At 62.1% G+C, this 25,676-nt stretch carries 24 protein-coding genes; 19 read left to right on the forward strand and 5 right to left on the reverse strand.

Translation table 11 applies throughout. The annotated features are described in order from the left end of the window. The first annotated feature begins 315 nt into the window (after positions 1 to 315). The 7 genes from RGM2987_RS05195 (at position 316) to RGM2987_RS05225 (ending at position 7,704) form a co-directional block, all read left to right on the forward strand. The gene (locus RGM2987_RS05195) at positions 316 to 1,557 is read left to right on the forward strand and encodes an SfnB family sulfur acquisition oxidoreductase (RefSeq protein ID WP_245139048.1); all 1,242 of its coding nucleotides are present in this window, start codon (positions 316 to 318) and stop codon (positions 1,555 to 1,557) included. Between the two features lie 23 nt (positions 1,558 to 1,580). Then, entirely contained in the window at positions 1,581 to 2,774 is a 1,194-nt protein-coding gene (locus RGM2987_RS05200) for an SfnB family sulfur acquisition oxidoreductase (protein WP_245139049.1), read from the forward strand. Next, on the forward strand, positions 2,774 to 4,132 hold the full coding sequence (locus RGM2987_RS05205; RefSeq protein WP_245139051.1) for an LLM class flavin-dependent oxidoreductase: 1,359 nt from the start codon (positions 2,774 to 2,776) through the stop codon (positions 4,130 to 4,132). The genes RGM2987_RS05200 and RGM2987_RS05205 overlap by 1 nt, the downstream gene beginning before the upstream one ends. Positions 4,133 to 4,314: 182 nt before the next feature. After that, on the forward strand, positions 4,315 to 5,124 hold the full coding sequence (locus tag RGM2987_RS05210; protein WP_245139052.1) for a MetQ/NlpA family ABC transporter substrate-binding protein: 810 nt from the start codon (positions 4,315 to 4,317) through the stop codon (positions 5,122 to 5,124). Positions 5,125 to 5,126: 2 nt separating this feature from the next. Further along, a complete protein-coding gene (locus tag RGM2987_RS05215) occupies positions 5,127 to 6,251 on the forward strand; it encodes an ATP-binding cassette domain-containing protein (protein ID WP_245139053.1) in 1,125 nt (374 codons plus the stop codon). Continuing rightward, positions 6,241 to 6,885, forward strand: coding sequence for a methionine ABC transporter permease (locus tag RGM2987_RS05220; protein ID WP_245139054.1), 645 nt, complete (start codon positions 6,241 to 6,243; stop codon positions 6,883 to 6,885). The genes RGM2987_RS05215 and RGM2987_RS05220 overlap by 11 nt, the downstream gene beginning before the upstream one ends. A gap of 192 nt (positions 6,886 to 7,077) precedes the next feature. Further along, a complete protein-coding gene (locus tag RGM2987_RS05225; RefSeq protein ID WP_245139056.1) occupies positions 7,078 to 7,704 on the forward strand; it encodes a class I SAM-dependent methyltransferase in 627 nt (208 codons plus the stop codon). A gap of 157 nt (positions 7,705 to 7,861) precedes the next feature. Here RGM2987_RS05225 and RGM2987_RS05230 read toward each other — a convergent pair whose 3' ends face one another. After that, complete coding sequence (locus tag RGM2987_RS05230) at positions 7,862 to 8,428, reverse strand: transporter substrate-binding domain-containing protein (RefSeq protein WP_245139057.1); 567 nt, start codon at positions 8,426 to 8,428, stop codon at positions 7,862 to 7,864. Positions 8,429 to 8,561: 133 nt separating this feature from the next. Here RGM2987_RS05230 and RGM2987_RS05235 point away from each other — a divergent pair, with 133 nt between their 5' ends. After that, the gene (locus RGM2987_RS05235; protein ID WP_245139058.1) at positions 8,562 to 8,987 is read left to right on the forward strand and encodes a DUF4399 domain-containing protein; all 426 of its coding nucleotides are present in this window, start codon (positions 8,562 to 8,564) and stop codon (positions 8,985 to 8,987) included. 116 nt (positions 8,988 to 9,103) lie between these two features. On the opposite strand, the gene serA is transcribed toward RGM2987_RS05235, so the two are convergent. Further along, complete coding sequence (serA, locus tag RGM2987_RS05240; protein WP_245139059.1) at positions 9,104 to 10,333, reverse strand: phosphoglycerate dehydrogenase; 1,230 nt, start codon at positions 10,331 to 10,333, stop codon at positions 9,104 to 9,106. 205 nt (positions 10,334 to 10,538) lie between these two features. Between serA and RGM2987_RS05245 the strand changes: the two genes are divergently transcribed. The 4 genes from RGM2987_RS05245 (at position 10,539) to RGM2987_RS05260 (ending at position 14,859) form a co-directional block, all read left to right on the forward strand. Continuing rightward, positions 10,539 to 11,933 (forward strand): FAD-binding oxidoreductase, encoded by a 1,395-nt coding sequence (locus tag RGM2987_RS05245; protein ID WP_245139060.1) that lies wholly within the window; start codon positions 10,539 to 10,541, stop codon positions 11,931 to 11,933. A gap of 42 nt (positions 11,934 to 11,975) precedes the next feature. After that, on the forward strand, positions 11,976 to 12,641 hold the full coding sequence (locus tag RGM2987_RS05250; protein WP_245139061.1) for a fumarylacetoacetate hydrolase family protein: 666 nt from the start codon (positions 11,976 to 11,978) through the stop codon (positions 12,639 to 12,641). 246 nt (positions 12,642 to 12,887) lie between these two features. Continuing rightward, entirely contained in the window at positions 12,888 to 13,820 is a 933-nt protein-coding gene (locus tag RGM2987_RS05255; RefSeq protein WP_245139062.1) for an SdiA-regulated domain-containing protein, read from the forward strand. Between the two features lie 118 nt (positions 13,821 to 13,938). Beyond that, positions 13,939 to 14,859 carry an SdiA-regulated domain-containing protein gene (locus RGM2987_RS05260; protein WP_245139063.1) on the forward strand — a complete coding sequence of 307 codons (921 nt, stop codon included), beginning with the start codon at positions 13,939 to 13,941 and terminating at the stop codon, positions 14,857 to 14,859. Positions 14,860 to 15,025: 166 nt separating this feature from the next. Here RGM2987_RS05260 and rpiA read toward each other — a convergent pair whose 3' ends face one another. Next, positions 15,026 to 15,697 (reverse strand): ribose-5-phosphate isomerase RpiA, encoded by a 672-nt coding sequence (rpiA, locus tag RGM2987_RS05265; RefSeq protein ID WP_245139064.1) that lies wholly within the window; start codon positions 15,695 to 15,697, stop codon positions 15,026 to 15,028. A 285-nt stretch (positions 15,698 to 15,982) separates the two neighbouring features. Between rpiA and ilvA the strand changes: the two genes are divergently transcribed. Together ilvA and RGM2987_RS05275 are read left to right on the forward strand one after the other, a co-directional pair. Next, a complete protein-coding gene (gene ilvA / locus RGM2987_RS05270; RefSeq protein ID WP_245139065.1) occupies positions 15,983 to 17,497 on the forward strand; it encodes a threonine ammonia-lyase, biosynthetic in 1,515 nt (504 codons plus the stop codon). A 192-nt stretch (positions 17,498 to 17,689) separates the two neighbouring features. After that, positions 17,690 to 18,115 (forward strand): DUF2269 domain-containing protein, encoded by a 426-nt coding sequence (locus tag RGM2987_RS05275; RefSeq protein ID WP_245139066.1) that lies wholly within the window; start codon positions 17,690 to 17,692, stop codon positions 18,113 to 18,115. A 96-nt stretch (positions 18,116 to 18,211) separates the two neighbouring features. On the opposite strand, the gene RGM2987_RS05280 is transcribed toward RGM2987_RS05275, so the two are convergent. After that, complete coding sequence (locus RGM2987_RS05280) at positions 18,212 to 18,868, reverse strand: HAD family hydrolase (protein ID WP_245139067.1); 657 nt, start codon at positions 18,866 to 18,868, stop codon at positions 18,212 to 18,214. 143 nt (positions 18,869 to 19,011) lie between these two features. Here RGM2987_RS05280 and RGM2987_RS05285 point away from each other — a divergent pair, with 143 nt between their 5' ends. Both RGM2987_RS05285 and ptsP read left to right on the forward strand, forming a co-directional pair. After that, positions 19,012 to 19,491, forward strand: a complete 480-nt coding sequence (locus RGM2987_RS05285) for an RNA pyrophosphohydrolase (RefSeq protein ID WP_003186867.1) — start codon at positions 19,012 to 19,014, stop codon at positions 19,489 to 19,491. A gap of 22 nt (positions 19,492 to 19,513) precedes the next feature. After that, a complete protein-coding gene (gene ptsP / locus RGM2987_RS05290; protein WP_245139068.1) occupies positions 19,514 to 21,793 on the forward strand; it encodes a phosphoenolpyruvate--protein phosphotransferase in 2,280 nt (759 codons plus the stop codon). Positions 21,794 to 21,924: 131 nt separating this feature from the next. Here ptsP and RGM2987_RS05295 read toward each other — a convergent pair whose 3' ends face one another. Then, complete coding sequence (locus RGM2987_RS05295; protein WP_245139069.1) at positions 21,925 to 22,671, reverse strand: NRDE family protein; 747 nt, start codon at positions 22,669 to 22,671, stop codon at positions 21,925 to 21,927. 263 nt (positions 22,672 to 22,934) lie between these two features. Between RGM2987_RS05295 and RGM2987_RS05300 the strand changes: the two genes are divergently transcribed. The 3 genes from RGM2987_RS05300 to RGM2987_RS05310 all read left to right on the forward strand — a co-directional run bounded on the left by RGM2987_RS05300 (position 22,935) and on the right by RGM2987_RS05310 (position 25,615). After that, a complete protein-coding gene (locus RGM2987_RS05300) occupies positions 22,935 to 23,717 on the forward strand; it encodes a sulfite exporter TauE/SafE family protein (protein WP_245139070.1) in 783 nt (260 codons plus the stop codon). A 68-nt stretch (positions 23,718 to 23,785) separates the two neighbouring features. Continuing rightward, complete coding sequence (gene lgt / locus RGM2987_RS05305; protein ID WP_245139071.1) at positions 23,786 to 24,595, forward strand: prolipoprotein diacylglyceryl transferase; 810 nt, start codon at positions 23,786 to 23,788, stop codon at positions 24,593 to 24,595. 48 nt (positions 24,596 to 24,643) lie between these two features. After that, entirely contained in the window at positions 24,644 to 25,615 is a 972-nt protein-coding gene (locus tag RGM2987_RS05310; protein WP_245139072.1) for a thymidylate synthase, read from the forward strand. Positions 25,616 to 25,676 lie beyond the last annotated feature (61 nt).

Raw genomic sequence — 25,676 nt, forward strand, 5'->3', positions numbered from 1 at the left:
ATAAAAAAGCTTGGGGCCGCTTCGCAACCCAGCGGGAGCAAGCTCCCTCGCCACAACAGCTTCGGTGCCGCGCCAGGGCTTCCAGGCAAGCATCCAATCCAACCTATGCATATTCCTAAAAGTTAGTTCATAAATAATTTACACGCGTTTAGGGTATATGCACCGGACCACCGGACATTCTTGTTTTTGCACGCCGCATTCATCGCGGCGTTTCTTGAGATGTGAGGTGGGTATGGTACGGAACACAATCACCCCAGTGCAGGGCACAAAAGCGCAGTACGCCAAGGCACTGCCAGCAGCCACGGAGTGGCGGTGATGTCGGATCTGGCACAAGCAAAGGTCCAGAGCGACCAGGACATCGCACCGCTGTTGCTGCCCGCACAAGTGCTGCGCAACGATGCCGAGGCCATCAAGGCCGCCCGCGAACTGGCGCAGGTCGCCCGTCAGCAGGCAGCGCGGCGCGATCAGCAGCGCAAGTTGCCCTGGTCGGAAATCGAACAATTCACCCGCAGTGGACTGGGCAGCATCGCCATCCCTCGGGAATACGGCGGCCCCCAGGTTTCGTTCGTGACCGTCGCCGACGTGTTTGCGATCATTTCTGCTGCCGACCCGGCCCTCGGGCAGATCCCGCAGAACCAGTTCGGCGTGCTTCAGCTGATTCTCGCCACAGGTACCGAACGGCAAAAGAAAATCCTCCTGCAAAGCGTGCTCGAAGGCTGGCGCATCGGCAATGCCGGGCCGGAACGGGGCGTGCGCAACACCCTGGAACTCAAGGCACGGATCACAACCGACGGTGACGGGTATGTCATCAACGGGCAGAAGTTCTATTCCACCGGCGCACTGTTCGCCCACTGGGTGGCGGTCAAGGCGCTGAATGACGACGGTCGCCAGGTGTTGGCGTTCGTGCGGCGCGGCACGCCGGGGCTGCGGATCGTCGACGATTGGTCGGGCTTCGGGCAACGCACCACCGCCAGCGGCACCGTGCTGTTGAACGATGTGCGGGTTGACGCCGAACTGGTCCTGGACAACTGGCGGGTCAACGAAAAACCGAATGTACAGGGCGCGATTTCCCAGCTGATCCAGGCCGCCATTGACGCGGGTATCGCCCGTGGTGCCATCGACGACGCCATTGCGTTCGTCCGTGAACGGGCCCGGCCGTGGATCGACGCCAAGGTCGAGCGGGCCAGCGACGACCTCTACGTGATCGCCGACATCGGCAAATTGAAAATCGACCTGCACGCCGCCGAAGCGCTGCTGCGCAAGGCCGGACAGGTACTGGACCAGGTCAACGCCGCGCCCATCACTGCGCAATCGGCCGCCCGCGCCTCGATTGCCGTGGCCGAAGCCAAGGTCCTCACCACCGAGATCGCCCTGCAAGCCAGCGAAAAACTCTTCGAGCTGGCCGGCAGCCGCGCCACCCTCGCCGAATTCAACCTCGACCGCCACTGGCGCAACGCGCGGGTCCACACCCTGCACGACCCGGTGCGCTGGAAATACCACGCGGTCGGCGCTTACCACCTCAACGGCACATTGCCGGCGCGGCATTCCTGGATCTGACGACCCGACCTCTGGAGCAGTACATGACGTTTTCTCAACACGTCGCGGTAATCACCAGCGATGAACAAGCCCTGATCGTTGCCAGCGACCTGGCCGATGACTTCAAGCGCGACAGCGCCCTGCGCGACCGTGAACGCCGCCTGCCCTATCCGGAACTGGAAGTGTTTTCCCGCTCTGGGCTGTGGGGCATCAGCGTGCCCAAGGCCTATGGCGGCGCCGGGGTTTCCAACGTCACGCTGGCTAAGGTCATTGCGCTGATCGCCCAGGCCGACGGTTCCCTCGGGCAGATTCCGCAGAACCATTACTACGCCCTGGAAGTGCTGCGCGTGAATGGCAGCGAAGCGCAGAAGCAACGCCTGTACGCCGAGGTGCTGGCCGGCCAGCGCTTCGGCAACGCATTGGCCGAGTTAGGCACCAAGACCGCCCACGAGCGCACCACCCAACTGAGTCGCGATGGCGACGGCTACCGGATCAACGGGCGCAAGTTCTACGCCACCGGGGCGATCTATGCCCAACGCATCCCCACCTCGGTGGTGGATGCAAACGGCGTGCAACAGCTGGCGTTCGTGCCACGCGACAGTAAAGGCTTGACGGTGATCGACGACTGGAGCGGTTTCGGCCAACGCACCACCGGCAGCGGCTCGGTGGTGTTCGAAGACGTGTATGTCGGCGCCGAAGACATCGTGCCGTTCCAGAGTGCCTTCGAGCGCCCGACGCCGGTAGGGCCGCTGGCGCAGATTCTCCACGCCGCCATCGATACCGGCATCGCCCGCGCCGCCTATGAAGATGCGTTGCACTTCGTGCGCAGCAAGACCCGGCCATGGATCGACGCCACCAGCGACGTCGCCACCGAAGACCCACACACCCTCAAGAGTTTCGGCCAGTTGAGCATCCGCCTGCATGCCGCCGAAGCGCTGTTGGAACGCGCCGGTGAGTTTCTCGACCGGGCCCAGGCCGACACCCAGGCCGATTCAGTCGCCGCCGCCTCGATTGCGGTGGCCGAAGCCCGCGCCATCAGCACCGAGATTTCCCTGGCCGCCGGCAGCACGCTGTTCGAACTGGCCGGTAGCCAGGCAACCCTGGCCGAACACGGCCTGGATCGCCATTGGCGCAACGCCCGGGTGCACACCCTGCATGACCCGGTGCGCTGGAAATACCACGCGGTCGGCAACTTCTATCTCAATGATGAAAAGCCGCCGCTGCGGGGGACGATCTGATGGCGTCCGGCAAGAAAAAAATCCTCCTCAACGCGTTCAACATGAACTGCGTGGGGCATATCAACCATGGCTTGTGGACCCATCCCCAGGACACCTCGACCCAGTACAACACCATCGAATACTGGACCGGCCTGGCGCAGTTGCTTGAGCGCGGCTTGTTCGACGGGCTGTTCATCGCCGATATTGTCGGGGTCTACGACGTCTATCAACAATCGGTGGATGTCACGCTGAAGGAATCGATCCAGCTGCCGGTCAACGACCCGTTGCTGCTGGTCTCGGCGATGGCGGCGGTCACCCGGAACCTGGGTTTCGGCCTCACCGCCAACCTGACCTACGAGCCGCCGTACCTGTTCGCCCGACGCATGAGCACCCTCGACCACCTGAGTCGCGGCCGGGTCGGCTGGAACATCGTCACCGGCTACCTGGACAGCGCCGCCAAAGCCATGGGCCTGACTGCGCAAGTCGAACATGACCGGCGTTACGACCAGGCCGATGAATACCTGCAAGTGCTCTACAAACTGTGGGAAGGCAGTTGGGAAAACGACGCGGTGCTCAACGACCGCCAGCAGCGCATTTATGCCCAGCCGGAGAAAGTGCACAAGGTCCAGCACCAGGGCGAGTTCTATCAGGTCGAGGGTTATCACCTGTGCGAACCCTCGCCCCAACGCACACCGGTGCTGTTCCAGGCCGGCAGCTCGGAGCGCGGCCTGTTGTTCGCCGGGCGGCATGCCGAGTGCGTGTTCATCAGCGGCCAGAACAAACCGGCGACCAAAGTCCAAGTCGATAAAGTTCGCGCCAGCGCCATTGAGGCCGGACGCAACCCCGAGGACATCAAGGTGTTCATGGGCCTGAACGTGATCGTCGGCGAGACCGAAGCGGCGGCCTGGGCCAAGCATGCCGAGTACCTGAGCTACGCCAGCGCCGAGGCCGGGGTGGCACATTTTTCCGCGTCGACGGGAATCGATTTTTCCCAGTACGAGCTGGACGAGCCGATCCAGTACGTGAAGAGCAACGCCATCCAGTCCGCCACCAAGACCCTGCAAAACAACGACTGGACCCGACGCAAATTGCTCGCGCAACACGCCCTGGGCGGCCGCTACATCACGGTGGTCGGCTCAGCCGAACAGGTGGCCGATGAGTTGGAATCGTGGATCGCCGAAACCGGCCTCGATGGCTTCAACCTGACCCGCATCGTCACGCCGCAAAGTTATGAGGACTTCATCGAGTTGGTGGTGCCCGAGCTGCAGCGACGTGGCTCGTACAAGACCGAATACGACAGCGGCACGCTGCGCGAGAAGTTGTTTCATGCAGAGGCCCATCTACCCGAACAACACACCGGTTCGACCTACCGGCACTGATTTGTTAACCAGGGGCAGGCTGAACCCTGTGGCGAGGGAGCTTGCTCCCGCTCGACTGCGAAGCAGGCGCAAAATCTTGAGGCCTGCTTCGCAGTCCAGCGGGAGCAAGCTCCCTCGCCACAGCAAGCTCCCTCGCCACAAAAAGCACTACGAACTTTCTAATTGATGACTGGAAAAACTTTATGACCAAGCACTCCCTCTCCTTGCCAGTCAAAGCGCTGGCCCTGGCCCTCGGCCTGTTCAGCTCGGCGCTGTTCGCCGCCGATGCGCCGCTTAAAATCGGCACCACCGCCGCGTTCGCCATTCCGTTGGAAGCGGCCGTTGAAGAAGCGGGCAAACAAGGCCTGAAGGTCGAGCTGGTGGAGTTCAGCGACTGGATCGCGCCGAACGTCAGCCTGGCCTCCGGGGATATCGACGTGAATTACTTCCAGCACATCCCGTTCCTGGAAAACGCTAAGGCCGCCGCCGGTTTCGATCTGGTGCCGTTCGCACCGGGGATCATCAACAACGTCGGTCTCTACTCGAAGAAATACAAAAGCTTCGCCGAGCTGCCTGAGGGCGCCAGCGTGGCCATCGCCAACGACCCGATCAACAGCGGTCGCGGCCTGCAACTGCTGGCAAAAGCCGGGTTGATCACGCTCAAGCCCGGGGTGGGCTACAAGGCCACCGAGGACGACATCGTCGCCAACCCGAAAAAAATCAAGATCCTCCAGGTCGAAGCCGTGCAACTGGTGCGCGCCTATGACGACGCCGATCTGGTACAAGGCTACCCTGCCTACATTCGCCTGGCGAAAACCTTCGATGCCTCCTCTGCCCTGCTGTTCGACGGCCTGGACCACAAGGAATACGTGATCCAGTTCGTGATCCAGCCCAAGAGCAAGGACGACCCCCGCCTGATCAAGTTCGTCGATATCTATCAACACTCACCCGCCGTGCGCGCCGCCCTGGACAAGGCCCATGGCAAGCTCTACCAGGCCGGTTGGGAAAGCTGAGCATGAACGCCGTCAACGTCCGACTCCGAGATGAACCCGCCGCGCCCCAGAGCGCCGACCAGACCGAACTGCATCCTGAGCTGAACCGCGCCCATGTGCGCTTCATCGGCCTGGGCAAGACTTACACTGGCGCCCAAGGGCCGGTGGCCGCGCTGCACGGCATCGACCTGGCGATCCAGCGCGGCGAGGCGTTTGGCATCATCGGCCGCAGCGGTGCCGGCAAGTCGTCGCTGATCCGCACCATCAACCGGCTCGAACAGCCCACCAGCGGCCGCGTGCTGATCGATCAGGTGGACATCGGCGAGTTCGATGAAGACCGCCTGGTGGAGCTGCGCCGACGCATCGGCATGATCTTCCAGCACTTCAACCTGATGTCGGCCAAGACCGTGTGGCAGAACGTCGAGTTGCCGCTGAAAGTCGCCGGGGTGCCCAAGGAGCAGCGCCAGCGCAAAGTCCGCGAGCTGCTGGAACTGGTTGGCCTGCAAGGCAAGCACCAGGCCTATCCGGCGCAGCTCTCCGGGGGCCAGAAGCAGCGCGTCGGGATCGCCCGGGCCTTGGTTCACGATCCGCAGATTCTGCTGTGCGACGAGGCCACCTCGGCCCTGGACCCGGAAACCACCCAGTCGATTCTCGGCCTGCTGCGCGAGATCAACCAGCGGCTGGGCCTGACCATCGTGCTGATCACCCATGAGATGGCGGTGATTCGTGAAGTCTGCGACCGGGTGGTGGTGCTTGAGCAAGGGCGCATCGTCGAGCAGGGACCGGTCTGGGAAGTGTTCGGCAACCCGCAGCACGAGGTCAGTCGGACACTGCTGGCGCCCTTGCAGCATGCGTTGCCGGAAGAACTGCAAAACCGCTTGCAAGCGCAACCGGCGTCGGCGGATGCCGCCACTGTGCTGCGCCTGCAATTCACCGGCAGCGGCCGCGACGAACCAGACCTGGCGGCCTTGTTCAGCGCCCTGGGTGGCCGCGTCCGGCTGCTGCACGGCGGCATCGAGCGGATCCAGGGTCATGGGCTGGGGCAGTTGCTGCTGGCGGTGAGCGGTTCTTCATGGGGGGCCGAAGAGTTGCGTCAACGCGCCGGTAATTGGGCGCAACGGGTGGAGGTGCTGGGTTATGTGGTTTGATCGACTGTTACAGGGCTTCATCGACACCTTCCTGATGGTGGGTGTGTCGTCGCTGATCGCGTTGCTGGCGGGTATTCCGCTGGCGGTGATCCTGGTGACCAGCGGCAAGGGCGGAATCTATGAGGCGCCCGCCTTGAACAAGGCGTTGGGGGCATTCGTGAATCTGTTTCGCTCGATCCCGTTCCTGATCCTGATGGTGGCGCTGATCCCGTTCACCCGGCTGATCGTCGGCACCACCTATGGCGTCTGGGCCGCCGTGGTGCCCCTGACCATCGCCGCCACGCCATTCTTCGCGCGTATCGCCGAGGTCAGCCTGCGGGAGGTCGACCACGGCCTGATCGAAGCCGCCCAGGCCATGGGGTGCCGGCGCTGGCACATTGTCTGGCACGTGCTGCTGCCTGAAGCCCTGCCGGGCATCGTCGGCGGTTTCACCATCACCCTGGTGACCATGATCAACTCCTCGGCCATGGCGGGCGCCATCGGTGCCGGCGGCCTGGGTGACATCGCCTACCGGTATGGCTACCAGCGTTTCGACAGCCAGGTCATGCTCACGGTGATCGTGTTGCTGGTGGCGCTGGTGGCGGTGATCCAGCTGGGCGGGGATCGCCTGGCGCGGGGGCTGAACAAGCGCTGAGGCTGGCTGCGACAGGTATTCGTTGACTGACCCACGGCTATCGTCGGATCGCCGCCCGGAGCAGGCTCGCTCCCTCAAGGGGATTCGCGTCGTTCACAAAACCCTGTGGGAGCGAGCCTGCTCCGGGCGGCGATCCGACGATGGGCGGCTACGGTATAGTCAGCTCAACGCCCCCTACCCAAGCCCACGACCATGAAGCACACCCCCGAAGACCTGCACGTCATCACCCGCACGACCCTGGGCAATTACAACGCAGTCGCCGAGAGCTTTCGCGAGGGCACCCGCGATCATGATGTCAGCCAGAACATCGACGCGTTGCTGCGGCACATCCAGGGCCAGGCACCCTTGCATATCCTGGATTTCGGCTGCGGCCCCGGGCGCGACCTGCGTACCTTTACTGCCATGGGCCATGTAGCGGTCGGCCTCGACGGTTCAGAGGCGTTCGCCCGCATGGCGCGCCAGGACAGCGGTTGTGAGGTCTGGCAACGGGATTTCCTGAAGCTCGATTTGCCGGCGCAACGCTTTGACGGGATATTTGCCAACGCGGTGCTGTTTCATATCCCGGTGCAGGAACTGCCACGAGTGCTCAAACAACTGCACGCGACGCTCAAGCCCGGTGGCGTGCTGTTCAGCTCCAACCCCCGCGGTGAGAACCAGGAAGGCTGGAACGGCCAGCGCTTTGGCGCCTATCACGACCTCGCAGCCTGGCGCGCATTGCTCACCGAGGCCGACTTCGTGGAGCTGGAGCATTACTACCGACCGGCGGGGCTGCCACGGGAGCAACAGCCTTGGCTGGCAAGTGTCTGGCGCAAAATTTGAGAGCGGACCTATTTCTACCGGCTGAACGCTGAGCCGCGGCGAGGGAGCTTGCTCCCGCTCGGCGGCGCAGCCGTCGCAAAATCTTGGGGCCTGCTTCGCAGTCCAGCGCGAGCAAGCTCCCTCGCCACAGGGGACCGTGCGTAATTCCGGGTTTCGGTTATTCCCGCTTGACCAACCACTTCTGCGACAACTGCTCCAACCGCCCGTCATCCTTGATCCGCGCCAGGGCGTTATCCAGGCTGGCCTTGAACGCCGGGTTGCCCTTCTGGAATGGGATCACCAGGTGCGGCGCCGGGGCGCTCTTTTCTTGCGCCTGGAAAGACTGCGCCATCATCAGCGGGCGCTGGGTTTCATCCTTGCCCGCCAGCAATTGCGCATCCGGTTGACTGTAAGCGGCGCTGGTGTCGAAACGTTCTGCCAGTTCCGGGGTCATTGCTATGTGGTTGATGGCGACATCGTACTTGCCGCTTTCCACACCGCTCAGCAGATCCGCGGCATCAGTGACCACGAAGTCGGCGCGTACATCGAGCTCAGCGGCCAGCATCTGGCCCAGTTCCACTTCAAAGCCGGCGAGCTTGCCGTCCTCCTTGAAGTTGAACGGGGCGGCGTTGGCCTCCAGGGCAATGCGCAGCTCGCCACGGTCGTTGATGTCGTCGATCAGTTCGGCATGGGCCAGGGGGCTCAGAAGGGGTAGCAGGCAAATCAGGCCAGGCAGAAAACGCATGGTCACTCCTAGGTATTTATACAAGCGACGCTCGTTTCAGGCTCGCTTTGCTATGGTTGTTGCAGGCTTCGACAACGAATGGTCATGAAGTTGTCACGACCAGGCGGATTTCATGGAAAAACTGGAGAAAAAAATGAAAAGCTTGATGTCTCGTGCCGCGTTGGCCGGCCTGTTGCTCGGCACTTCGATGCTGGCAACCGCCGCGACCCCGGCCCCGAAGGGTGCTGAAGTCTTCATCGTTTCCCCGGAAGACGGTGCCACCGTCGCCCAGGAATTCAAGGTCAAGTTTGGCGTCAAGGATATCGCCCTGGCTCCGGCGGGCGACGTGACAAAGAATACCGGCCACCATCATCTACTGATCGATGTCGACAAACTGCCCGCCAAAGATGCACCGATCCCCAACGACGCCAACCACATGCACTTCGGCAAAGCCCAGACCGAAGCCACCATCAAGCTGGCGCCGGGCAAGCACACCTTGCAGCTGGAACTGGGCGACAGCGGCCACATGCCGTTCGATCCACCAATTGTGTCGAAGAAAATCACGGTGACCGTGAAATAACACAACACTCGAACCTGTGGGAGCAAGCCCGCTCCCACAGGGTTTTGTGTAGTGTCAGGCAGAAAAAAGGGAGCCCTAGGCTCCCTTTTTGCTTCACGGCAGTGGATCACTGCCCGTCAGAACAGCACGCGGCAACGGATAGTGCCCTTGATGTGCTGCAGCTTCTCTTGCGCCAGATCCGAGTATTCGGCGTCGACGTCGATCACGACGTAGCCGACTTTCTCGTTGGTTTGCAGGAACTGACCGGAAATGTTGATGCCGTTTTCCGCGAAGACCTTGTTGATCTCGCTCATCACACCCGGAATGTTTTCGTGGATGTGCAGCAGGCGGTGCTTGCCAGGGTGGGCCGGCAACGCCACTTCCGGGAAGTTCACGGACGACACCGACGTACCGTTGTCGCTGTACTTGACCAGTTTTTCCGCCACTTCCAGACCGATGTTGGCCTGGGCTTCGGCGGTGGAACCACCGATGTGCGGGGTCAGGATCACGTTGTCCAGGCCACGCAGCGGGCTCTCGAAGATGTCGTCGTTGGAGCGCGGCTCCACCGGGAACACGTCGATGGCGGCGCCGATCAGGTGCTTGTCCTTGATCGCTTCGGCCAGGGCGTCGAGCTTGACCACGGTGCCACGGGCGGCGTTGATCAGGATCCCGCCCTTCTTGATGGCACGGATCTCTTTCTCACCGATCATCCACTGGGTGGCCGCGGTTTCCGGCACGTGCAGGGTCACGATGTCGGACATGCCCAGCAGCTCGTGCAGATCATTGACCTGGGTGGCGTTGCCCAGCGGCAGCTTGGTCACGGTGTCGTAGAAGAACACCTGCATGCCCAGGCCTTCAGCCAGTACCGACAACTGGGTGCCGATCGAGCCGTAGCCGACGATACCCAGCTTCTTGCCGCGGATTTCGAAAGAGTTGGCCGCGCTCTTGATCCAGCCGCCACGGTGGCAGGAAGCGTTTTTCTCAGGGATGCCCCGCAGCAGCAGGATCGCTTCGGCCAGCACCAGTTCGGCGACGGAACGGGTGTTGGAATACGGAGCGTTGAACACCGCGATGCCGCGCTCGCGCGCTGCGTTGAGGTCAACCTGGTTGGTGCCGATGCAGAAGCAGCCGACCGCGACCAGTTTCTTGGCGTGATCGAAAATCTCTTCGGTCAACTGAGTGCGGGAGCGAATGCCGATGAAGTGCGCATCGGCGATCTTTTCCTTGAGCTGGGCTTCCGGCAGAGAACTGGTGATGTACTCGATGCTGGTGTAGCCCGCCGACTTGAGGACGTCGACAGCCGATTGGTGGACGCCTTCGAGAAGAAGGAACTTGATCTTGCTCTTATCGAGAGAAGTCTTGCTCATCTGCGTAAACCTGTGTCCCGGAGAAAAATGGCAGGGAATCGGACAGCGCATGCTGGCCCGACCGGCGTGACAGCCGTCGCCGCAGAACAGCCTTTGAGCACTACGCTGCGGGGTCGGTATGCTAGCATAGCCACCCCGCTAAACACTCATTCCTGCGACGTGAAGCGTTCTCAGGATGACCATGAATTGTTCGAGAGTTCTGTCGATGACCAACCCTGCCCTGTTAGATGAGCTGAAGACCCTGGTTGAGCCTGGCAAGGTCCTGACCGATGCCGACTCCCTGAATGCTTATGGCAAGGATTGGACCAAGCATTTCGCCCCTGCGCCAACGGCCATCGTCTTCCCCAAGACCACCGAACAGGTCCAGGCCATCGTTCGCTGGGCCAACGCGCACAAGGTAGCCTTGGTGCCATCGGGCGGGCGCACCGGGCTTTCGGCAGCAGCCGTGGCGGCCAACGGCGAAGTGGTCGTGTCCTTCGACTACATGAACCAGATTCTCGACGTGAACCTCACCGACCGTACCGCCGTCTGCCAGCCAGGCGTGGTAACCGAGCAATTGCAGAATAAGGCCGAGGAACACGGCCTGTACTATCCGGTAGATTTCGCTTCGGCCGGCTCCAGCCAGATTGGCGGCAACATCGGCACCAATGCCGGCGGGATCAAGGTCATTCGCTACGGCATGACCCGCAACTGGGTCGCCGGCATGAAAGTCGTCACCGGCAAGGGTGACCTGCTGGAACTGAACAGAGACCTGATCAAGAACGCCACCGGCTACGACTTGCGCCAACTGTTCATCGGCGCCGAAGGCACCCTCGGCTTCGTGGTCGAAGCCACCATGCGCCTGGATCGCGCACCAAAGAATCTCACTGCGATGGTGCTTGGCACGGCGGACTTCGACTCAATCATGCCGGTGCTGCATGCGTTCCAGGGCAAGCTGGACCTGACCGCGTTCGAATTTTTCTCCGACAAGGCCCTGGCCAAGGTTCTGGGTCGCGGCGACGTACCGGCCCCGTTCGAAACCGAGTGCCCGTTCTATGCGCTGCTGGAATTCGAAGCCACCACCGAAGAAGTCGCCAACCACGCCCTGGAGACCTTCGAACATTGCGTGGAGCAAGGCTGGGTGCTGGACGGCGTGATGAGCCAGAGCGAAACCCAGTTGCAGAACCTGTGGAAGCTGCGCGAGTACATCTCCGAGACCATCTCCCACTGGACCCCGTACAAAAACGACATCTCGGTCACAGTCTCGAACGTGCCAGGCTTCCTGGGGGAAATCGACGCGATCGTCGGCGAACACTACCCGGATTTCGAAATCGTCTGGTTCGGTCACATCGGCGACGGCAACTTGCACTTGAACATCCTCAAGCCGGAAAACCTGAGCAAGGACGAGTTCTTCGCCAAGTGCGCGACCGTGAACAAGTGGGTGTTTGAAACCGTCGAGAAGTACAACGGCTCGATTTCCGCCGAACACGGCGTGGGGATGACCAAGCGCGACTACCTGACCTATAGTCGTTCGCCGGTGGAAATCGAGTACATGAAAGCCGTGAAGGCGGTCTTCGACCCCAACGGCATCATGAACCCAGGCAAGATTTTCGCAGTTTGATGCCTTGAAGCACCTGATGAATCCAAGACCCAGGAGTCGGTAATGAGCTATCAGCACCAGTATGTCGACGGCACACGCATCCATTTCCCGGTGGGGAAACTGGTGTGCATCGGCCGTAACTACGCCGAACATGCAAAGGAACTGGATAACCCGGTGCCCACCGAGCCCCTGTTGTTCATCAAACCGGGCAGTTGCGTGGTGCCCATGGAAGGCGGCTTCAGCATCCCTACGGACCGTGGTTCAGTGCACTACGAAGCGGAAATCGCCGTGCTGATCGGCAAGCCGTTGTCGACCCGCCCGAGCGTTGAAGAAGTGCTGGACGCCATCTCAGGCTTTGCCCCGGCCCTGGACCTGACCCTGCGGGACAAGCAGGCCGAACTCAAGGCCAAGGGCCTGCCTTGGGAAATCGCCAAGTCGTTCGACGGTGCGGCGGTACTCGCCCCCTTCGTGCCGAACGGCACCTTCGCCGACCTCACCGACATCCCGGTGCGCCTGACCATCAACGGTGAAGTGCGCCAGGACGGCAACAGCAGCCTGATGCTCAACCCCATCGTGCCGATGATCCAGCACATGGCCGGCTGTTTCTCGCTGCAAGCCGGGGACGTTATCCTCACCGGCACCCCGGCGGGCGTCGGGCCGTTGAACGTCGGCGATGAACTGGTGGTAGAGCTGCCAGGGGCGAGCCGCTTCGAAAGCAGCGTTCGCTGACACGGTCTTGCGACCACAGGAGATCAAAGTGGGAGCGGGCTTGCTCGCGAAGACGGAGTTTCAGTCGACATAATCGTTAACTGAGACACCGCATTCGCGAGCAAGCCCGCTCCCACATTGGGTGTCCAACCTGCCCTGAAGTCTGGGTTTTACTGTTTTTTCACATGCCATCCGGATAATTGCGCCGATTGCGGCATCTGAGCCAGCCACGCCCTTAGCCCTAATCCTCCTGGAATTTACCCCCCGATGGCCAAAACCCAAGCTCCGTCTCCTGCCAAAGCCCCTCGCCGCTCTCGCTTCGCCCTGCCCTGGTACGCCTGGTCGTTGCTGGCGGCGGCAGCGGCCTACGGGCTGGCGTTTGCGATGCATTGGGATGATCGCGGCCTGCTCTGGCTGTCGGAGCACTTCCAGAGCCCGGCCCAGCGCCAGGAAAGTACCTGGCTGCCGGACTACCACGCCGTGATCGACGCCAAGCCGCTGCCCGGCATGGAGAAGGATGAAGCGTCTGACATCACCTACAACCCGCAGACCAAGACGCTGTTCGCGGTCATGGGCAAGCAACCGTTCCTGGTGGAACTGACCTTGCAGGGCGACGTACTGCGCAAGATGCCCCTGGTGGGCTGGAGCAATCCCGAAGGCGTGACCTACATGGAAAACGGCCTGCTGGCCATTACTGATGAGCGAAGCCACACGCTGACCATCGTCCAGGTGGACGCCAGCACCCGCGAACTCAACAGCACCGACTTCCCTCACTACGACCTCGGCCCGTCGAAGAACCAGAACAAGGGGTTCGAAGGGATTGTCTGGGATCCGCGCAATCAGCAACTGGTGCTTGGGGAGGAACGTCCGCCGGCACTGTTCACCTGGAAAAGTGACGGTAGCCAGCAGCTCAGCGGCGAGAAGCAGATCCATGTCAGCGATGAACTGGACCTGCGAAATCTCTCGGCCCTGGCGATTGATCCTCGCACCGGCCATATGCTGGTGCTTTCAGCCGACTCTCATCTGCTGCTGGAGCTGGACGAAAAAGGCGACCAGGTCAGTTTCATGACCCTGTTGGGGGGCTTCAATGGCCTGAAAGACACCATCCCTCGCGCCGAGGGTGTGACCATCGATGAAGCCGGCAACCTCTACATGGTCAGCGAGCCGAATCTGTTTTATCGTTTCGAAAAACAACGCTGATAGCCCTCACCCTGTAAGATTATTCCTTCTTCGTTGTAGGACGTGGCAAACGGCCATTAAGCTTCAGTTCAGGCAGCCGTGGTATTTCCACCCACCTGTCTTTCAGAGCCCACCCCCTATGCGCCGACTCGCCCGTCCCAAACCCCTGTTCCTGATATTGCTGACGATCCTGCTGGTTGCGCTGATCGCTGCCGGCCAGCACTTACGCCTGTTCGAACGTGCCTGGTTCAACTTCAATTCGCTCTGGAAACCCATCGACGAGCAGGCCATCGCGTTGGATCAATACCAGGTCATGGTCGAAGCACAGGTGATCGAGGGCCTGGACGATGACGTTTCCGCGCTGACCTACGATCCGGTACGCAAGAGCCTGTTCACCGTCACCAACCAGGATTCGGAGCTGGTCGAACTGTCACTCGATGGCAAGGTCCTGCGGCGCATCGCCCTGATCGGCTTCGGTGATCCGGAAGCGGTGGAGTTCATCAGCGAAGACATCTACGTCATCACCGACGAGCGCGAGCAGCGACTGATCAAGATCCACCTGGACGATGAGACCCGGTTTCTCGACGCAGCCGACGCCGAGCAGATGACTCTCGGCTTGCACATGAGCAGCAACAAAGGCTTCGAAGGACTGGCCTACGATTCGGTAGGCAAACGGCTGTTCGTGGCCAAGGAACGCGACCCGATGCTGATTTATGAAGTGCACGGGTTTCCTCACCAGAATCCGGAAAAATCCTATGCCGTGCATGTGGTCAACAACCCCAAGCGCGATGCCGGGCTGTTCGTACGCGACCTTTCGAGCCTGCAATACGACGAGCGTAGCGGCCATTTGCTGGCGCTGTCCGAAGAGTCACGGCTGATCATCGAGCTGGATATCAATGGCCGGCCATTGAGCACACTGTCGTTGAACAAGGGCCGCCATGGCCTGCAGAAAACCGTGCCCCAGGCCGAAGGCCTTGCCATGGACGATGACGGCAACCTGTATCTGGTGAGTGAGCCGAATCTGTTTTATGTGTTCAAGAAGCCGCAGCGCGATTTATAGGAAGGCATCCCTGTGCCTGCAGCGCCGATCATTCAAGCGCCGCCCGAATTACCGTGGCGAGGGAGCTTGCTCCCGCTGGGGTGCGCAGCAGCCCTCTTTTGTGAGTGCTTCGCACTCAAGCGGGAGCAAGCTCCCTCGCCACAAGAGTGCCAATCACAACATCGGATCAGGCCTTGAGGGTCTTCACCCCTTCACTCGTACCCAACAGCAATACATCCGCCGGACGCGCCGCGAACAGGCCATTAGTGACCACGCCCACGATCGCATTGATCTGGCTTTCCAGCGCCACCGGGTCAGTGATTTGCAGGTTGTGCACATCCAGGATGATGTTGCCGTTGTCGGTCAGCACGCCCTCGCGGTACACCGGGTCGCCGCCCAGCTTCACCAGTTGCCGGGCCACGTGGCTGCGGGCCATCGGGATCACTTCCACCGGCAGCGGGAATGCGCCGAGCACCGGCACCAGCTTGCTTGCGTCGGCGATGCAGATGAACGTCTTGGCCACCGCCGCGACGATTTTCTCGCGGGTCAGCGCCGCGCCGCCGCCCTTGATCAGGTTCAGGTGGGCATCGCTTTCGTCGGCACCGTCGATGTAGAACTCCAGGTCGCTCACGGTATTGAGCTCGTACACCGGGATCCCGTGGCCCTTGAGCCGCGCAGCAGTGGCTTCGGAGCTGGCGACCGCGCCGTCGAACGCGCCTTTGTGTCGGGCCAGCGCGTCAATGAAGCAATTGGCCGTAGAGCCGGTGCCAACCCCGACGATGCTCTTGTCATCCAGTTTCGGGAGGATGAGGTCGACAGCGGCCTGGGCCACGGCCTGTTTGAGTTGATCCTGGGTCATGCGGGCTCCGAAGGTGCCGAGTGGGAACGAAAAGCCGGCATTATAGGCGCCGCAGGAGCCTCGGTCATTGCTTGATTGAACGCAGATCCCCGTGGCGAGGGAGCTTGCTCCCGCTGGACTGCGAAGCAGGCCCAAGATTTTGCGATGGCTGCGCCATCGAGCGGGAGCAAGCTCCCTCGCCACAGGGGGCGTTGTACCTTGAAACCCTTTAATTCGTGTGGTCGCCCGGCCAAAAGCCGGGTTAGACTCCTTGGTCCTGCCCAACCCGCCCAGTGATGCTTTCCGATGCTCGAACAGTACGTCAAGAAGATCCTCACCTCGCGCGTTTACGACGTTGCCGTAGAAACCCCGCTGCAGACCGCTCGCCAGCTTTCCGAGCGGCTGGGCAATAACATCTGGCTCAAGCGCGAAGACTTGCAGCCAGTGTTCTCGTTCAAGATTCGCGGGGCGTACAACAAGCTGACCCAGCTCAGCGACGAGGAACGCGCCCGCGGTGTGGTCACGGCCTCGGCGGGCAACCACGCCCAGGGCCTGGCCCTGGCGGCGAAAGTCCTGGGCGTGAAGGCCACCATCGTGATGCCCAAGACCACCCCGGAAATCAAGGTCGAAGGCGTGCGCTCCCGGGGCGGCAAAGTCGTGCTGCACGGCGACTCATTCCCGGAAGCCCTGGCCTATTCGCTGAAACTGGTGGACGAAAAGGGCTACGTCTACATTCACCCCTATGACGATCCCCACACCATTGCCGGGCAGGGCACGGTGGCCATGGAAATCCTGCGCCAGCACCCTGGGCGCCTGGATGCGATCTTCGTCCCGGTCGGCGGCGGCGGGCTGATCGCCGGCATCGCGGCCTATGTCAAATACCTGCGCCCGGAGATCAAGGTCATCGGCGTCGAGCCGGACGATTCCAATTGCCTGCAAGCGGCCCTGGCCGCCGGTGAACGCGTGGTACTGCCGACCGTGGGGCTGTTTGCCGACGGCGTGGCCGTGGCGCAGATCGGCCAGCACACCTTCGATATCTGCAAACACCATGTGGACGAAGTGATCACCGTCAGCACCGACGAGATCTGCGCCGCTATCAAGGATATCTACGACGATACCCGCTCGATCACCGAGCCCGCCGGCGCCCTGGGCGTGGCCGGGATCAAGAAATATGTCGAATCGCGAGGCGTCAGCGGCCAGACCCTGGTGGCCATCGACTCGGGTGCCAACGTCAACTTCGACCGCTTGCGCCACGTTGCCGAACGCGCCGAGCTGGGCGAGGGCCGCGAAGCGATCATCGCTGTGACCATTCCCGAGAAGCCGGGCAGCTTCAAGGCGTTCTGCGAAGCCATCGGCAAGCGCCAGATCACCGAATTCAACTACCGCTATAACACCGGCAGCGAAGCACACATCTTCGTTGGCGTGCAGACGCACCCGGAAAACGACCCGCGCAGCGCGCTGATCGCCAGCCTGACCGAACAAGGCTTCCCGGTGCTGGACCTGACCGACAACGAACTGGCCAAGTTGCATATCCGCCACATGGTGGGCGGGCACGCGGCCCATGTCATCGACGAAGTGGTGCTGCGCTTCGAATTCCCGGAACGCCCGGGTGCGCTGTTCAACTTCCTCAATAAACTGGGCGGGCGCTGGAACATCTCGATGTTCCACTATCGCAACCATGGCGCGGCGGATGGCCGCGTGGTCGCGGGGCTGCAAGTCCCCCACGATGAACGCCACCTGGTCCCGGCCGCCCTGGAAGAAATTGGTTATCCGTACTGGGATGAAAGCGATAACCCGGCGTACCAACTGTTCCTGGGATGAGCCCCGCCATTGTGACCGTTCGGACTGGGGACTGGATGGGCTTGTGGCGAGGGAGCTTGCTCCCGCTTGACCGGGCTGGCGCTCCAGTGCGAAGCGCTCACCTTTTTTGGGGTCGCTTCGCGCCCCAGCGGGAGCAAGCTCCCTCGCCACAGAGGGGCTAAGCTGCTGAACAAGTCATAAGGAAATCGAACCATGGAAACGTTGACCGCGCTGAAGATCGCTCACGTTGTAGCCACTGTATTGGTGTTGGCAGGCGCCCTGGGTCTGGCCATCTGGACCTGGCGCACGCGGCGCAATGGCGACGCCACGGCGGCCGCTCGTACGCTGCAACGTCCGCGGCTGTTCGTCTGGTTGGTGATGATCCTGGCACTGGCGAGCCTGCCCTTCACGGGCTGGTGGATGGTGCATCAGATTGGCTGGTCGCTGGGGCAGACCTGGTTGTTGGCTTCCAGCGTGCTCTACACCTTGGCGGCGCTGGCGGGGTTCTGGCTGGTGGTGCGGTTGAACAAGCTGCGCAAGGCGCCCGAGGGTGGTGGGAAGTTCAGTTTTGCCTTGGCGCTGTTCAGCATGGTCTGCTTTATCGCCATTGCCGGGTTGATGGGGGCCAAGCCTGTTTAAAGGCTTGGGACCGCGTCGCCCCCTTCGCGAGCAAGCCCGCTCCCACATGGACAGTGGTGATTTCCTGTGGGAGCGGGCTTGCTCGCGAAAGCTATTTCAGCCACGCAGACTGATCACCGGCCACCCTCGCTTCTCAGCCTCAGCCCTCAAGTTCGGATCAGGGTCCACCGCCACCGGATGCGCAACCGCCTCCAGCAACGGCAAATCATTCATCGAGTCACTATAGAAGTAGCTGCCTTCGAGTGAATAGCCGGTTTCCTCCAGCCAGCGGTTCAACCGCGTCACCTTGCCCTCACGAAAGCACGGGATATCAGTGCTGCGCCCACTGTAGCGGCCGTCGATCATTTCACATTCCGTGGCGATCAGGGTCTCGACGCCCAGGCGCTCGGCGATTGGCGCGGTGACAAAACGGTTGGTGGCGGTGATGATCACCAGCTTGTCGCCGGCGTCACGGTGCTTTTTCAGCAGCTCAAGGGCCTGGGGCAACATGATTGGCTCGATGCAGTCGCGCATATAGTCCAGATGCCATTGGGCCAGGACGTCCATCTCGGTACGACCCAGGATTTCCAGGCAAAAATTCAGGTACTCGGCGTTGTCGAGCTTGCCGGCCAGGTAATCCTGGTAGAACTCATCGTTGCGCGCCTTGTACGTGACGGCATCGAGGAAACCGCGCTCACACAGGTAATCGCCCCACGCGTGATCGCTGTCGCCGCCCAGCAACGTGTTGTCCAAGTCGAATAAAGCCAGCCGCATTGCAGTTACTCGCTGAAATTTCTGAAGAAAGGCGCCCAGAATACGGACTTTTCACAAGAGTGCACATAAGGTAGGCAGCCTCGTTGCTGCTTTCACAACCTTTGTGGAACAATGCGGCGACATGCGTTTGCGAGGTTGTTGCCGTGATCGATCCCGATGGTTTCCGACCCAATGTGGGGATCATTCTTACGAATGATGCAGGGCAGGTGCTATGGGCTCGCCGTATCAATCAAGACGCCTGGCAGTTTCCCCAGGGTGGCATCAACCCCCAGGAGACGCCGGAAGAGGCCTTGTACCGCGAGTTGAACGAAGAAGTGGGGCTTGAGCGAGAGGATGTCGAAATACTCGCCTGCACCCGGGGCTGGTTGCGCTATCGTTTGCCGCAACGCCTGGTCAGGACGCACAGCCAACCGCTGTGCATCGGCCAGAAGCAGAAATGGTTTCTCCTGCGCCTGATCTCCAACGAGCAGCGGGTGCGGATGGATTTGACCGGTAAACCGGAGTTCGATGGCTGGCGCTGGGTCAGCTATTGGTATCCGTTGGGCCAGGTGGTGACATTCAAGCGCGAGGTGTACCGACGCGCCCTCAAAGAGCTTGCCCCGCGCCTGCTGACGCGCGACTGACGACGGAGTTCGACCCCGAGCCATGCTCAATACGCTGCGCAAGATCGTCCAGGAAGTTAACTCCGCCAAGGATCTCAAGGCGGCGTTGGGGATTATTGTGTTGCGCGTCAAAGAGGCCATGGGCAGCCAGGTCTGCTCGGTCTATCTGCTGGACCCCGAGACCAACCGTTTCGTGCTGATGGCCACCGAGGGCTTGAACAAGCGCTCGATCGGCAAGGTCAGCATGGCGCCCAATGAAGGTCTGGTCGGCCTGGTCGGCACGCGCGAAGAGCCCCTGAACCTTGAGAACGCCGCGGATCACCCGCGCTATCGCTACTTCGCCGAAACGGGCGAGGAACGCTACGCCTCGTTCCTCGGCGCACCGATCATCCACCACCGCCGCGTCGTCGGCGTGTTGGTCATCCAGCAAAAAGAACGCCGCCAGTTCGACGAGGGGGAAGAAGCCTTCCTCGTGACCATGAGCGCGCAGTTGGCCGGTGTTATCGCCCATGCCGAGGCCACCGGCTCGATCAGCGGCCTGGGGCGCCAGGGCAAGGGCATCCAGGAAGCCAAGTTCGTCGGCGTGCCGGGCTCGCCAGGCGCGGCAGTGGGTACGGCGGTGGTCATGTTGCCGCCCGCCGACCTCGACGTAGTGCCGGACAAGGCCATCGCCGACATCGACGCTGAGCTGGGGCTGTTCAAGACCGCCATCGAAGGCGTGCGTGCCGACATGCGGGCCCTGTCGGCCAAGTTGGCGACGCAACTGCGCCCCGAAGAACGCGCGCTGTTCGACGTCTATTTGATGATGCTCGACGACGCCTCCCTGGGCAGCGAGGTGACCACGGTCATCAAGACCGGCCAGTGGGCCCAGGGCGCGCTGCGCCAGGTGGTGACCGACCACGTCAACCGTTTCGAACTGATGGACGACGCCTACCTGCGCGAGCGCGCCTCGGACGTCAAGGACCTGGGTCGCCGCTTGCTCGCGTACTTGCAGCAGGAGCGCCAGCAGACCCTGGTCTACCCGGACAACACCATCCTGGTCAGCGAGGAACTGACGCCGGCGATGCTCGGCGAGGTGCCTGAAGGCAAGCTGGCGGGCCTGGTTTCGGTACTGGGCTCGGGTAACTCCCACGTTGCAATCCTGGCCCGGGCGATGGGCATCCCGACGGTGATGGGCCTGGTGGACCTGCCGTACTCCAAGGTCGACGGCATCCAGATGATCGTCGATGGCTACCACGGCGAGGTCTACACCAACCCCAGCGACGTGCTGCGCAAGCAGTTCGCCGATGTGGTGGAAGAAGAAAAACAACTGTCCCTGGGCCTGGACGCGCTGCGGGACCTGCCTTGCGTGACGCTCGACGGCCACCGCATGCCGTTGTGGGTCAACACCGGCCTGCTGGCCGACGTGGCCCGGGCGCAGAAGCGCGGGGCCGAGGGCGTGGGCCTGTACCGCACCGAAGTGCCGTTCATGATCAACCAGCGCTTCCCCAGCGAGAAGGAACAGCTGGCGATCTATCGTGAGCAACTGGCTGCGTTCCACCCGCAACCGGTGACCATGCGCAGCCTGGACATCGGCGGCGACAAGGCCTTGTCCTACTTCCCGATCAAGGAAGAGAACCCGTTCCTCGGCTGGCGCGGCATCCGCGTGACCCTCGATCACCCGGAAATTTTCCTGGTCCAGGCCCGCGCCATGCTCAAGGCCAGCGAAGGCCTGAACAACCTGCGCATCCTGCTGCCGATGATCTCCGGCACCCACGAGCTGGAAGAAGCCCTGCACCTGATCCACCGGGCCTGGGGTGAAGTGCGCGACGAAGGCACCGACGTGCCGATGCCACCCGTGGGCGTAATGATCGAGATCCCGGCGGCGGTGTACCAGACCAAGGAACTGGCACGGCAGGTGGACTTCCTCTCGGTTGGCTCCAACGACCTGACCCAATACCTGCTGGCGGTGGATCGCAACAACCCACGGGTGGCCGACCTCTACGACTACCTGCACCCCGCCGTGCTGCAAGCCTTGCAGAACGTGGTGCGCGACGCCCATGCCGAAGGCAAGCCGGTGAGCATCTGTGGCGAAATGGCCGGCGACCCGGCGGCGGCGGTGCTGCTCATGGCGATGGGCTTCGACAGCCTGTCGATGAACGCCACCAACCTGCCGAAAGTGAAATGGATGCTGCGCCAGATCAACCTGAGCAAGGCCCAGGAACTGCTGGCGGAAGTGATGACCATCGACAACCCGCAGGTAATCCACAGTTCCCTGCAACTGGCGCTGAAAAACCTTGGGCTGGCGCGGATGATCAATCCGGCTTCGAACAAGACGCTCTAATTTGCGGCGCGCCCTTCGCGGGCAAGCCCGCTCCCACAGTAGATCTTTGGAGAACACATATTTTGTGAACAACCGAAGGCCCCATGTGGGAGCGGGCTTGCTCGCGAAGAGGCCAGCACTTTACCTAGTGACTAAACCCTGACCTCCACCTCCCCCAAATGCCCCCCATGCGGCCCGAAGCTGCGCTCGACCATATGCCGCGTGCCGTCGGCATGGACGATCAGCGCCGTACTCGCCCGCGTCCCATACGCCGGGCTGGCGATGAATACGCTCGACAACAGCGTTTCGGTCGCCAGCCCCACGCCGGTGTCCGGCAAGTCCGCCACCGGAGCCGGTTGCGGGTCGTTGAGCAGCGCCAGCAAGGCCTGGGGCTGCGGATCGTCCAGCACCTCGCCCAGCGCCGCACGGGCTTTGAGCAGTTTCGGCCATGGCGTGTTCAGCCCGGCATTCGATAAGCCGTAGAGGCCCTCGGCCAGGCACTGGGGCTGCGCATCGCGGGCGTTGTAGTGCCACAGCTCAGTGCCGTCGCCAAGCAACAGGTTGAAGCCGCCGTACTCCGCAGCGCGGGGCACGACTTCGCTCAGATAGTCGGCAATCGGCAGATGCCCGGTGAGAAACCGCGCCACCAGCTCGCCGCGCGACTTGAGCGCCGGGAGCTGGCCCGGGTCGCGGATGTTGGTCAGGGCCGCAAAGCGACCCTCGGCGCCAATGCCGAGCCAGCTGCCGCCGGCTTCAAGGTCGCGACCGGCATGGACACCAGGCGCGTCTTCCCACTGCGCCAGCGGCAGGGTCGGCCGAGCGTAGAACTCGTCGCGGTTGGCCGCCACGATCAGCGGCCGGTCATGGCCGGGGCGCCAGGCAAATACGATCAGGCACATCAGGTAGTCCCCAGCCAGTTAGGAGAATTTAGCGAAGACCCGTGGCGAGGGAGCTTGCTCCCGCTGGAGGGCGCAGCACTCCCCGGCGATTCCTCGGCTACTGCGTAGCCCAGCGGGAGCAAGCTCCCTCGCCACAAAAGTGATCGGTGTTCGAACCCACTCTACCCACACATCCCCCCGGCATCCATCGCCTTCAGTGGAGCCCGAGGCCATGGATCCGTTACCATGCCGCTCTTGTTTCGGGGATGGTCGGGGAGACGCTGGTGGAATTTGTGCTCTATCTGCTGCTTGGCGCCTGCGCCGGCGTGCTGGCCGGGCTGTTCGGCGTGGGTGGCGGGATCATCATCGTCCCGGTGCTGGTGTTCAGTTTCACCTTGCAGGGCTTCGACCCGCAGGTGTTGACGCACCTGGCGGTCGGCACGTCCCTGGCATCGATCATCTTTACCTCGGTCAATGCGGTGCGTGAGCATCAGCGCAAAGGTGCGGTGCGCTGGCCGATTTTTGTCTGGATGACCGTGGGCATCCTGATCGGCGCCGGTTTCGGCGCCCTCACCGCCGAAGCGATTTCCGGCCCGAACCTGCAAAAAATCATCGGCGTGTTCGCCATAATCGTCTCCGTGCAACTGGCCCTGGACGTCAAGCCCAAGGCCAGCCGCACGGTGCCGGGCAAAGCCGGGCTGACCCTGGCCGGCACGGTGATCGGCTGGGCCTCGGCGATCTTCGGCATTGGCGGCGGTTCGTTGACCGTACCGTTCCTGACCTGGCGCAGTGTGCCGATGCAGCAGGCGGTGGCGACCTCATCGGCCTGCGGCCTGCCGATTGCCCTGGCCAGCGCTGCAAGTTTCATGATTCTGGGCTGGCACGATCCGCTGTTGCCGGCCCATAGTCTCGGTTTTGTGTATTTGCCGGCGCTCTTGGGCATTGCCCTGACCAGCATGGTCTTCGCCCGCTTCGGTGCGCGACTGGCCCATCGCTTGTCACCGCGCTTGCTCAAGCGGCTGTTCGCCGCCTTGCTGTTCTGCGTTGGCACAAGTTTCCTGTTCTGACGCAATCCTGGCTTAATCCCGAGGTGGCAGCGTCGCCCGGGTATTTTTGACGTTTACGAGGAATATCAATGCTGCCTTACCCGCAGATCGATCCGGTGGCCCTGGCCATCGGCCCGCTGAAAATCCACTGGTACGGCCTGATGTACCTGGTGGGCATCGGCGGTGCCTGGCTGCTGGCGTCGCGCCGGCTCAACCGTTTTGACCCGACCTGGAACAAGGAGAAGCTCTCCGACCTGGTGTTCTGGCTGTCCATGGGCGTGATCGTCGGCGGACGCCTGGGCTATGTGCTGTTCTACGACCTGAGCGCCTACCTGGCGAACCCGACGCTGATTTTCGAAGTCTGGAAGGGTGGCATGTCATTCCATGGCGGGTTCATCGGGGTGATGCTGGCGGCGGTCTGGTTTGGCAAGCGTAACAACAAGTCGTTTTTCGAACTGATGGACTTCGTCGCGCCCATGGTGCCGATCGGCCTGGGCGCCGGGCGCATCGGCAACTTCATCAACGCCGAATTGTGGGGCAAGCCGACCGACGTGCCATGGGCGATGGTCTTCCCGCCCTTCAGCGACCCGGCGCAATTGCCGCGCCATCCGTCGCAGCTGTACCAGTTCGCCCTCGAAGGTGTGGCACTGTTCCTGATTCTCTGGCTGTTCTCACGCAAGCCACGGCCGACCATGGCGGTGTCGGGCATGTTCGCGCTGTTCTACGGGATCTTCCGCTTCATCGTGGAATTCGTCCGCGTACCGGACGCCCAGCTCGGCTACCTGGCGTGGAACTGGCTGACCATGGGCCAGGTACTGTGCCTGCCGATGATCGTCGGCGGCCTGGTGCTGATCTGGCTGGCCTATCATCGTGCCCCGGCTGCGGCGGCCAAGGTTTAAATTCGAACCCCGGGGCGCAGGCTCCGGGTTCAAGGACACAGGTAACCCATGAAGCAATATCTCGATCTGGTGGCCCACGTCATCAAGAACGGCACCAAGCAAGCCAACCGCACCGGCGTGAACACTATCAGTTTCCCCGGCGCCATGCTGCGCTATGACCTCAAGGAGGGCTTCCCGGCCATCACCACTCGCAAGATGGCTTTCAAGTCGGCCATCGGCGAGATGTGCGGCTTCCTGCGGGGAGTCAACAATGCCGCCGAGTTCCGCGCATTGGGCTGCAAGGTCTGGGACCAGAACGCCAACGAGAACGCCCAGTGGTTGGCCAACCCGTTCCGCCAGGGCGATGACGACCTGGGCGAGATCTATGGCGTGCAGTGGCGTAAATGGCCGGCCTACAAGCAGATCCCCCTGAACAACCCGGCAGCCATCGAGCAGACCCTGGCCCAGGGTTACCGGCAGATCGCCGAAGGTGAAGAAAACGGCCAGGCCTACGTGGTGCTGTACAAGGCCATCGACCAGGTGCGCCAGTGCGTCGACACCATCATCAAGGACCCGGGCAGCCGGCGCATCCTGTTCCACGGCTGGAACTGCGCCCAACTCGATGAAATGGCCCTGCCGCCGTGCCATCTGCTCTACCAGTTCCACCCGAATGTCGAGACGAAGGAGATCTCCCTGACCCTCTACATCCGCTCCAATGACCTGGGCCTGGGCACGCCGTTCAACCTCACCGAAGGTGCTGCGCTGCTGAGCCTGATCGGTCGCCTGACCGGCTACACGCCGCGCTGGTTCACCTACTTCATCGGCGACGCCCACGTCTACGAAAACCACCTGGACATGCTCAACGAACAGCTCAAGCGCGAGCCGTTCCCGATGCCCAGATTGGTAATTTCCGAGCGCGTGCCGGAGTTTGCCAGGACTGGTGTGTACCAGCCGGAGTGGCTGGAGTTGGTGGAACCAGGCGACTTCTCACTTGAAGGCTACCAGCACCACGCGCCGATGACCGCGCCGATGGCGGTCTGAGCCAGCCTACAGTCCTTGTGGGAGCGGGCTTGCTCGCGAAGGCGGCGGGTCAGTTAAGGAA

This window comes from Pseudomonas sp. RGM2987, from assembly GCF_022952855.1.
GTDB lineage: Bacteria > Pseudomonadota > Gammaproteobacteria > Pseudomonadales > Pseudomonadaceae > Aquipseudomonas.

What these genes read in the sequence shown, in the direction of transcription:
- RGM2987_RS05220 (WP_245139054.1), top strand. Translation starts at nt 6,241, where the DNA reads ATGTGGTTTGATCGACTGTTACAGGGCTTCATCGACACCTTCCTGATG.
- RGM2987_RS05230 (WP_245139057.1), bottom strand. Translation starts at nt 8,428, where the DNA reads ATGCGTTTTCTGCCTGGCCTGATTTGCCTGCTACCCCTTCTGAGCCCC.
- ilvA (WP_245139065.1), top strand. Translation starts at nt 15,983, where the DNA reads ATGCTCGAACAGTACGTCAAGAAGATCCTCACCTCGCGCGTTTACGAC.
- RGM2987_RS05310 (WP_245139072.1), top strand. Translation starts at nt 24,644, where the DNA reads ATGAAGCAATATCTCGATCTGGTGGCCCACGTCATCAAGAACGGCACC.
- RGM2987_RS05195 (WP_245139048.1), top strand. Translation starts at nt 316, where the DNA reads ATGTCGGATCTGGCACAAGCAAAGGTCCAGAGCGACCAGGACATCGCA.
- rpiA (WP_245139064.1), bottom strand. Translation starts at nt 15,697, where the DNA reads ATGACCCAGGATCAACTCAAACAGGCCGTGGCCCAGGCCGCTGTCGAC.
- RGM2987_RS05210 (WP_245139052.1), top strand. Translation starts at nt 4,315, where the DNA reads ATGACCAAGCACTCCCTCTCCTTGCCAGTCAAAGCGCTGGCCCTGGCC.
- RGM2987_RS05260 (WP_245139063.1), top strand. Translation starts at nt 13,939, where the DNA reads ATGCGCCGACTCGCCCGTCCCAAACCCCTGTTCCTGATATTGCTGACG.
- serA (WP_245139059.1), bottom strand. Translation starts at nt 10,333, where the DNA reads ATGAGCAAGACTTCTCTCGATAAGAGCAAGATCAAGTTCCTTCTTCTC.
- RGM2987_RS05245 (WP_245139060.1), top strand. Translation starts at nt 10,539, where the DNA reads ATGACCAACCCTGCCCTGTTAGATGAGCTGAAGACCCTGGTTGAGCCT.
- RGM2987_RS05255 (WP_245139062.1), top strand. Translation starts at nt 12,888, where the DNA reads ATGGCCAAAACCCAAGCTCCGTCTCCTGCCAAAGCCCCTCGCCGCTCT.
- ptsP (WP_245139068.1), top strand. Translation starts at nt 19,514, where the DNA reads ATGCTCAATACGCTGCGCAAGATCGTCCAGGAAGTTAACTCCGCCAAG.
- RGM2987_RS05295 (WP_245139069.1), bottom strand. Translation starts at nt 22,671, where the DNA reads ATGTGCCTGATCGTATTTGCCTGGCGCCCCGGCCATGACCGGCCGCTG.
- RGM2987_RS05250 (WP_245139061.1), top strand. Translation starts at nt 11,976, where the DNA reads ATGAGCTATCAGCACCAGTATGTCGACGGCACACGCATCCATTTCCCG.
- RGM2987_RS05225 (WP_245139056.1), top strand. Translation starts at nt 7,078, where the DNA reads ATGAAGCACACCCCCGAAGACCTGCACGTCATCACCCGCACGACCCTG.
- RGM2987_RS05200 (WP_245139049.1), top strand. Translation starts at nt 1,581, where the DNA reads ATGACGTTTTCTCAACACGTCGCGGTAATCACCAGCGATGAACAAGCC.
- RGM2987_RS05235 (WP_245139058.1), top strand. Translation starts at nt 8,562, where the DNA reads ATGAAAAGCTTGATGTCTCGTGCCGCGTTGGCCGGCCTGTTGCTCGGC.
- lgt (WP_245139071.1), top strand. Translation starts at nt 23,786, where the DNA reads ATGCTGCCTTACCCGCAGATCGATCCGGTGGCCCTGGCCATCGGCCCG.
- RGM2987_RS05215 (WP_245139053.1), top strand. Translation starts at nt 5,127, where the DNA reads ATGAACGCCGTCAACGTCCGACTCCGAGATGAACCCGCCGCGCCCCAG.
- RGM2987_RS05205 (WP_245139051.1), top strand. Translation starts at nt 2,774, where the DNA reads ATGGCGTCCGGCAAGAAAAAAATCCTCCTCAACGCGTTCAACATGAAC.
- RGM2987_RS05275 (WP_245139066.1), top strand. Translation starts at nt 17,690, where the DNA reads ATGGAAACGTTGACCGCGCTGAAGATCGCTCACGTTGTAGCCACTGTA.
- RGM2987_RS05280 (WP_245139067.1), bottom strand. Translation starts at nt 18,868, where the DNA reads ATGCGGCTGGCTTTATTCGACTTGGACAACACGTTGCTGGGCGGCGAC.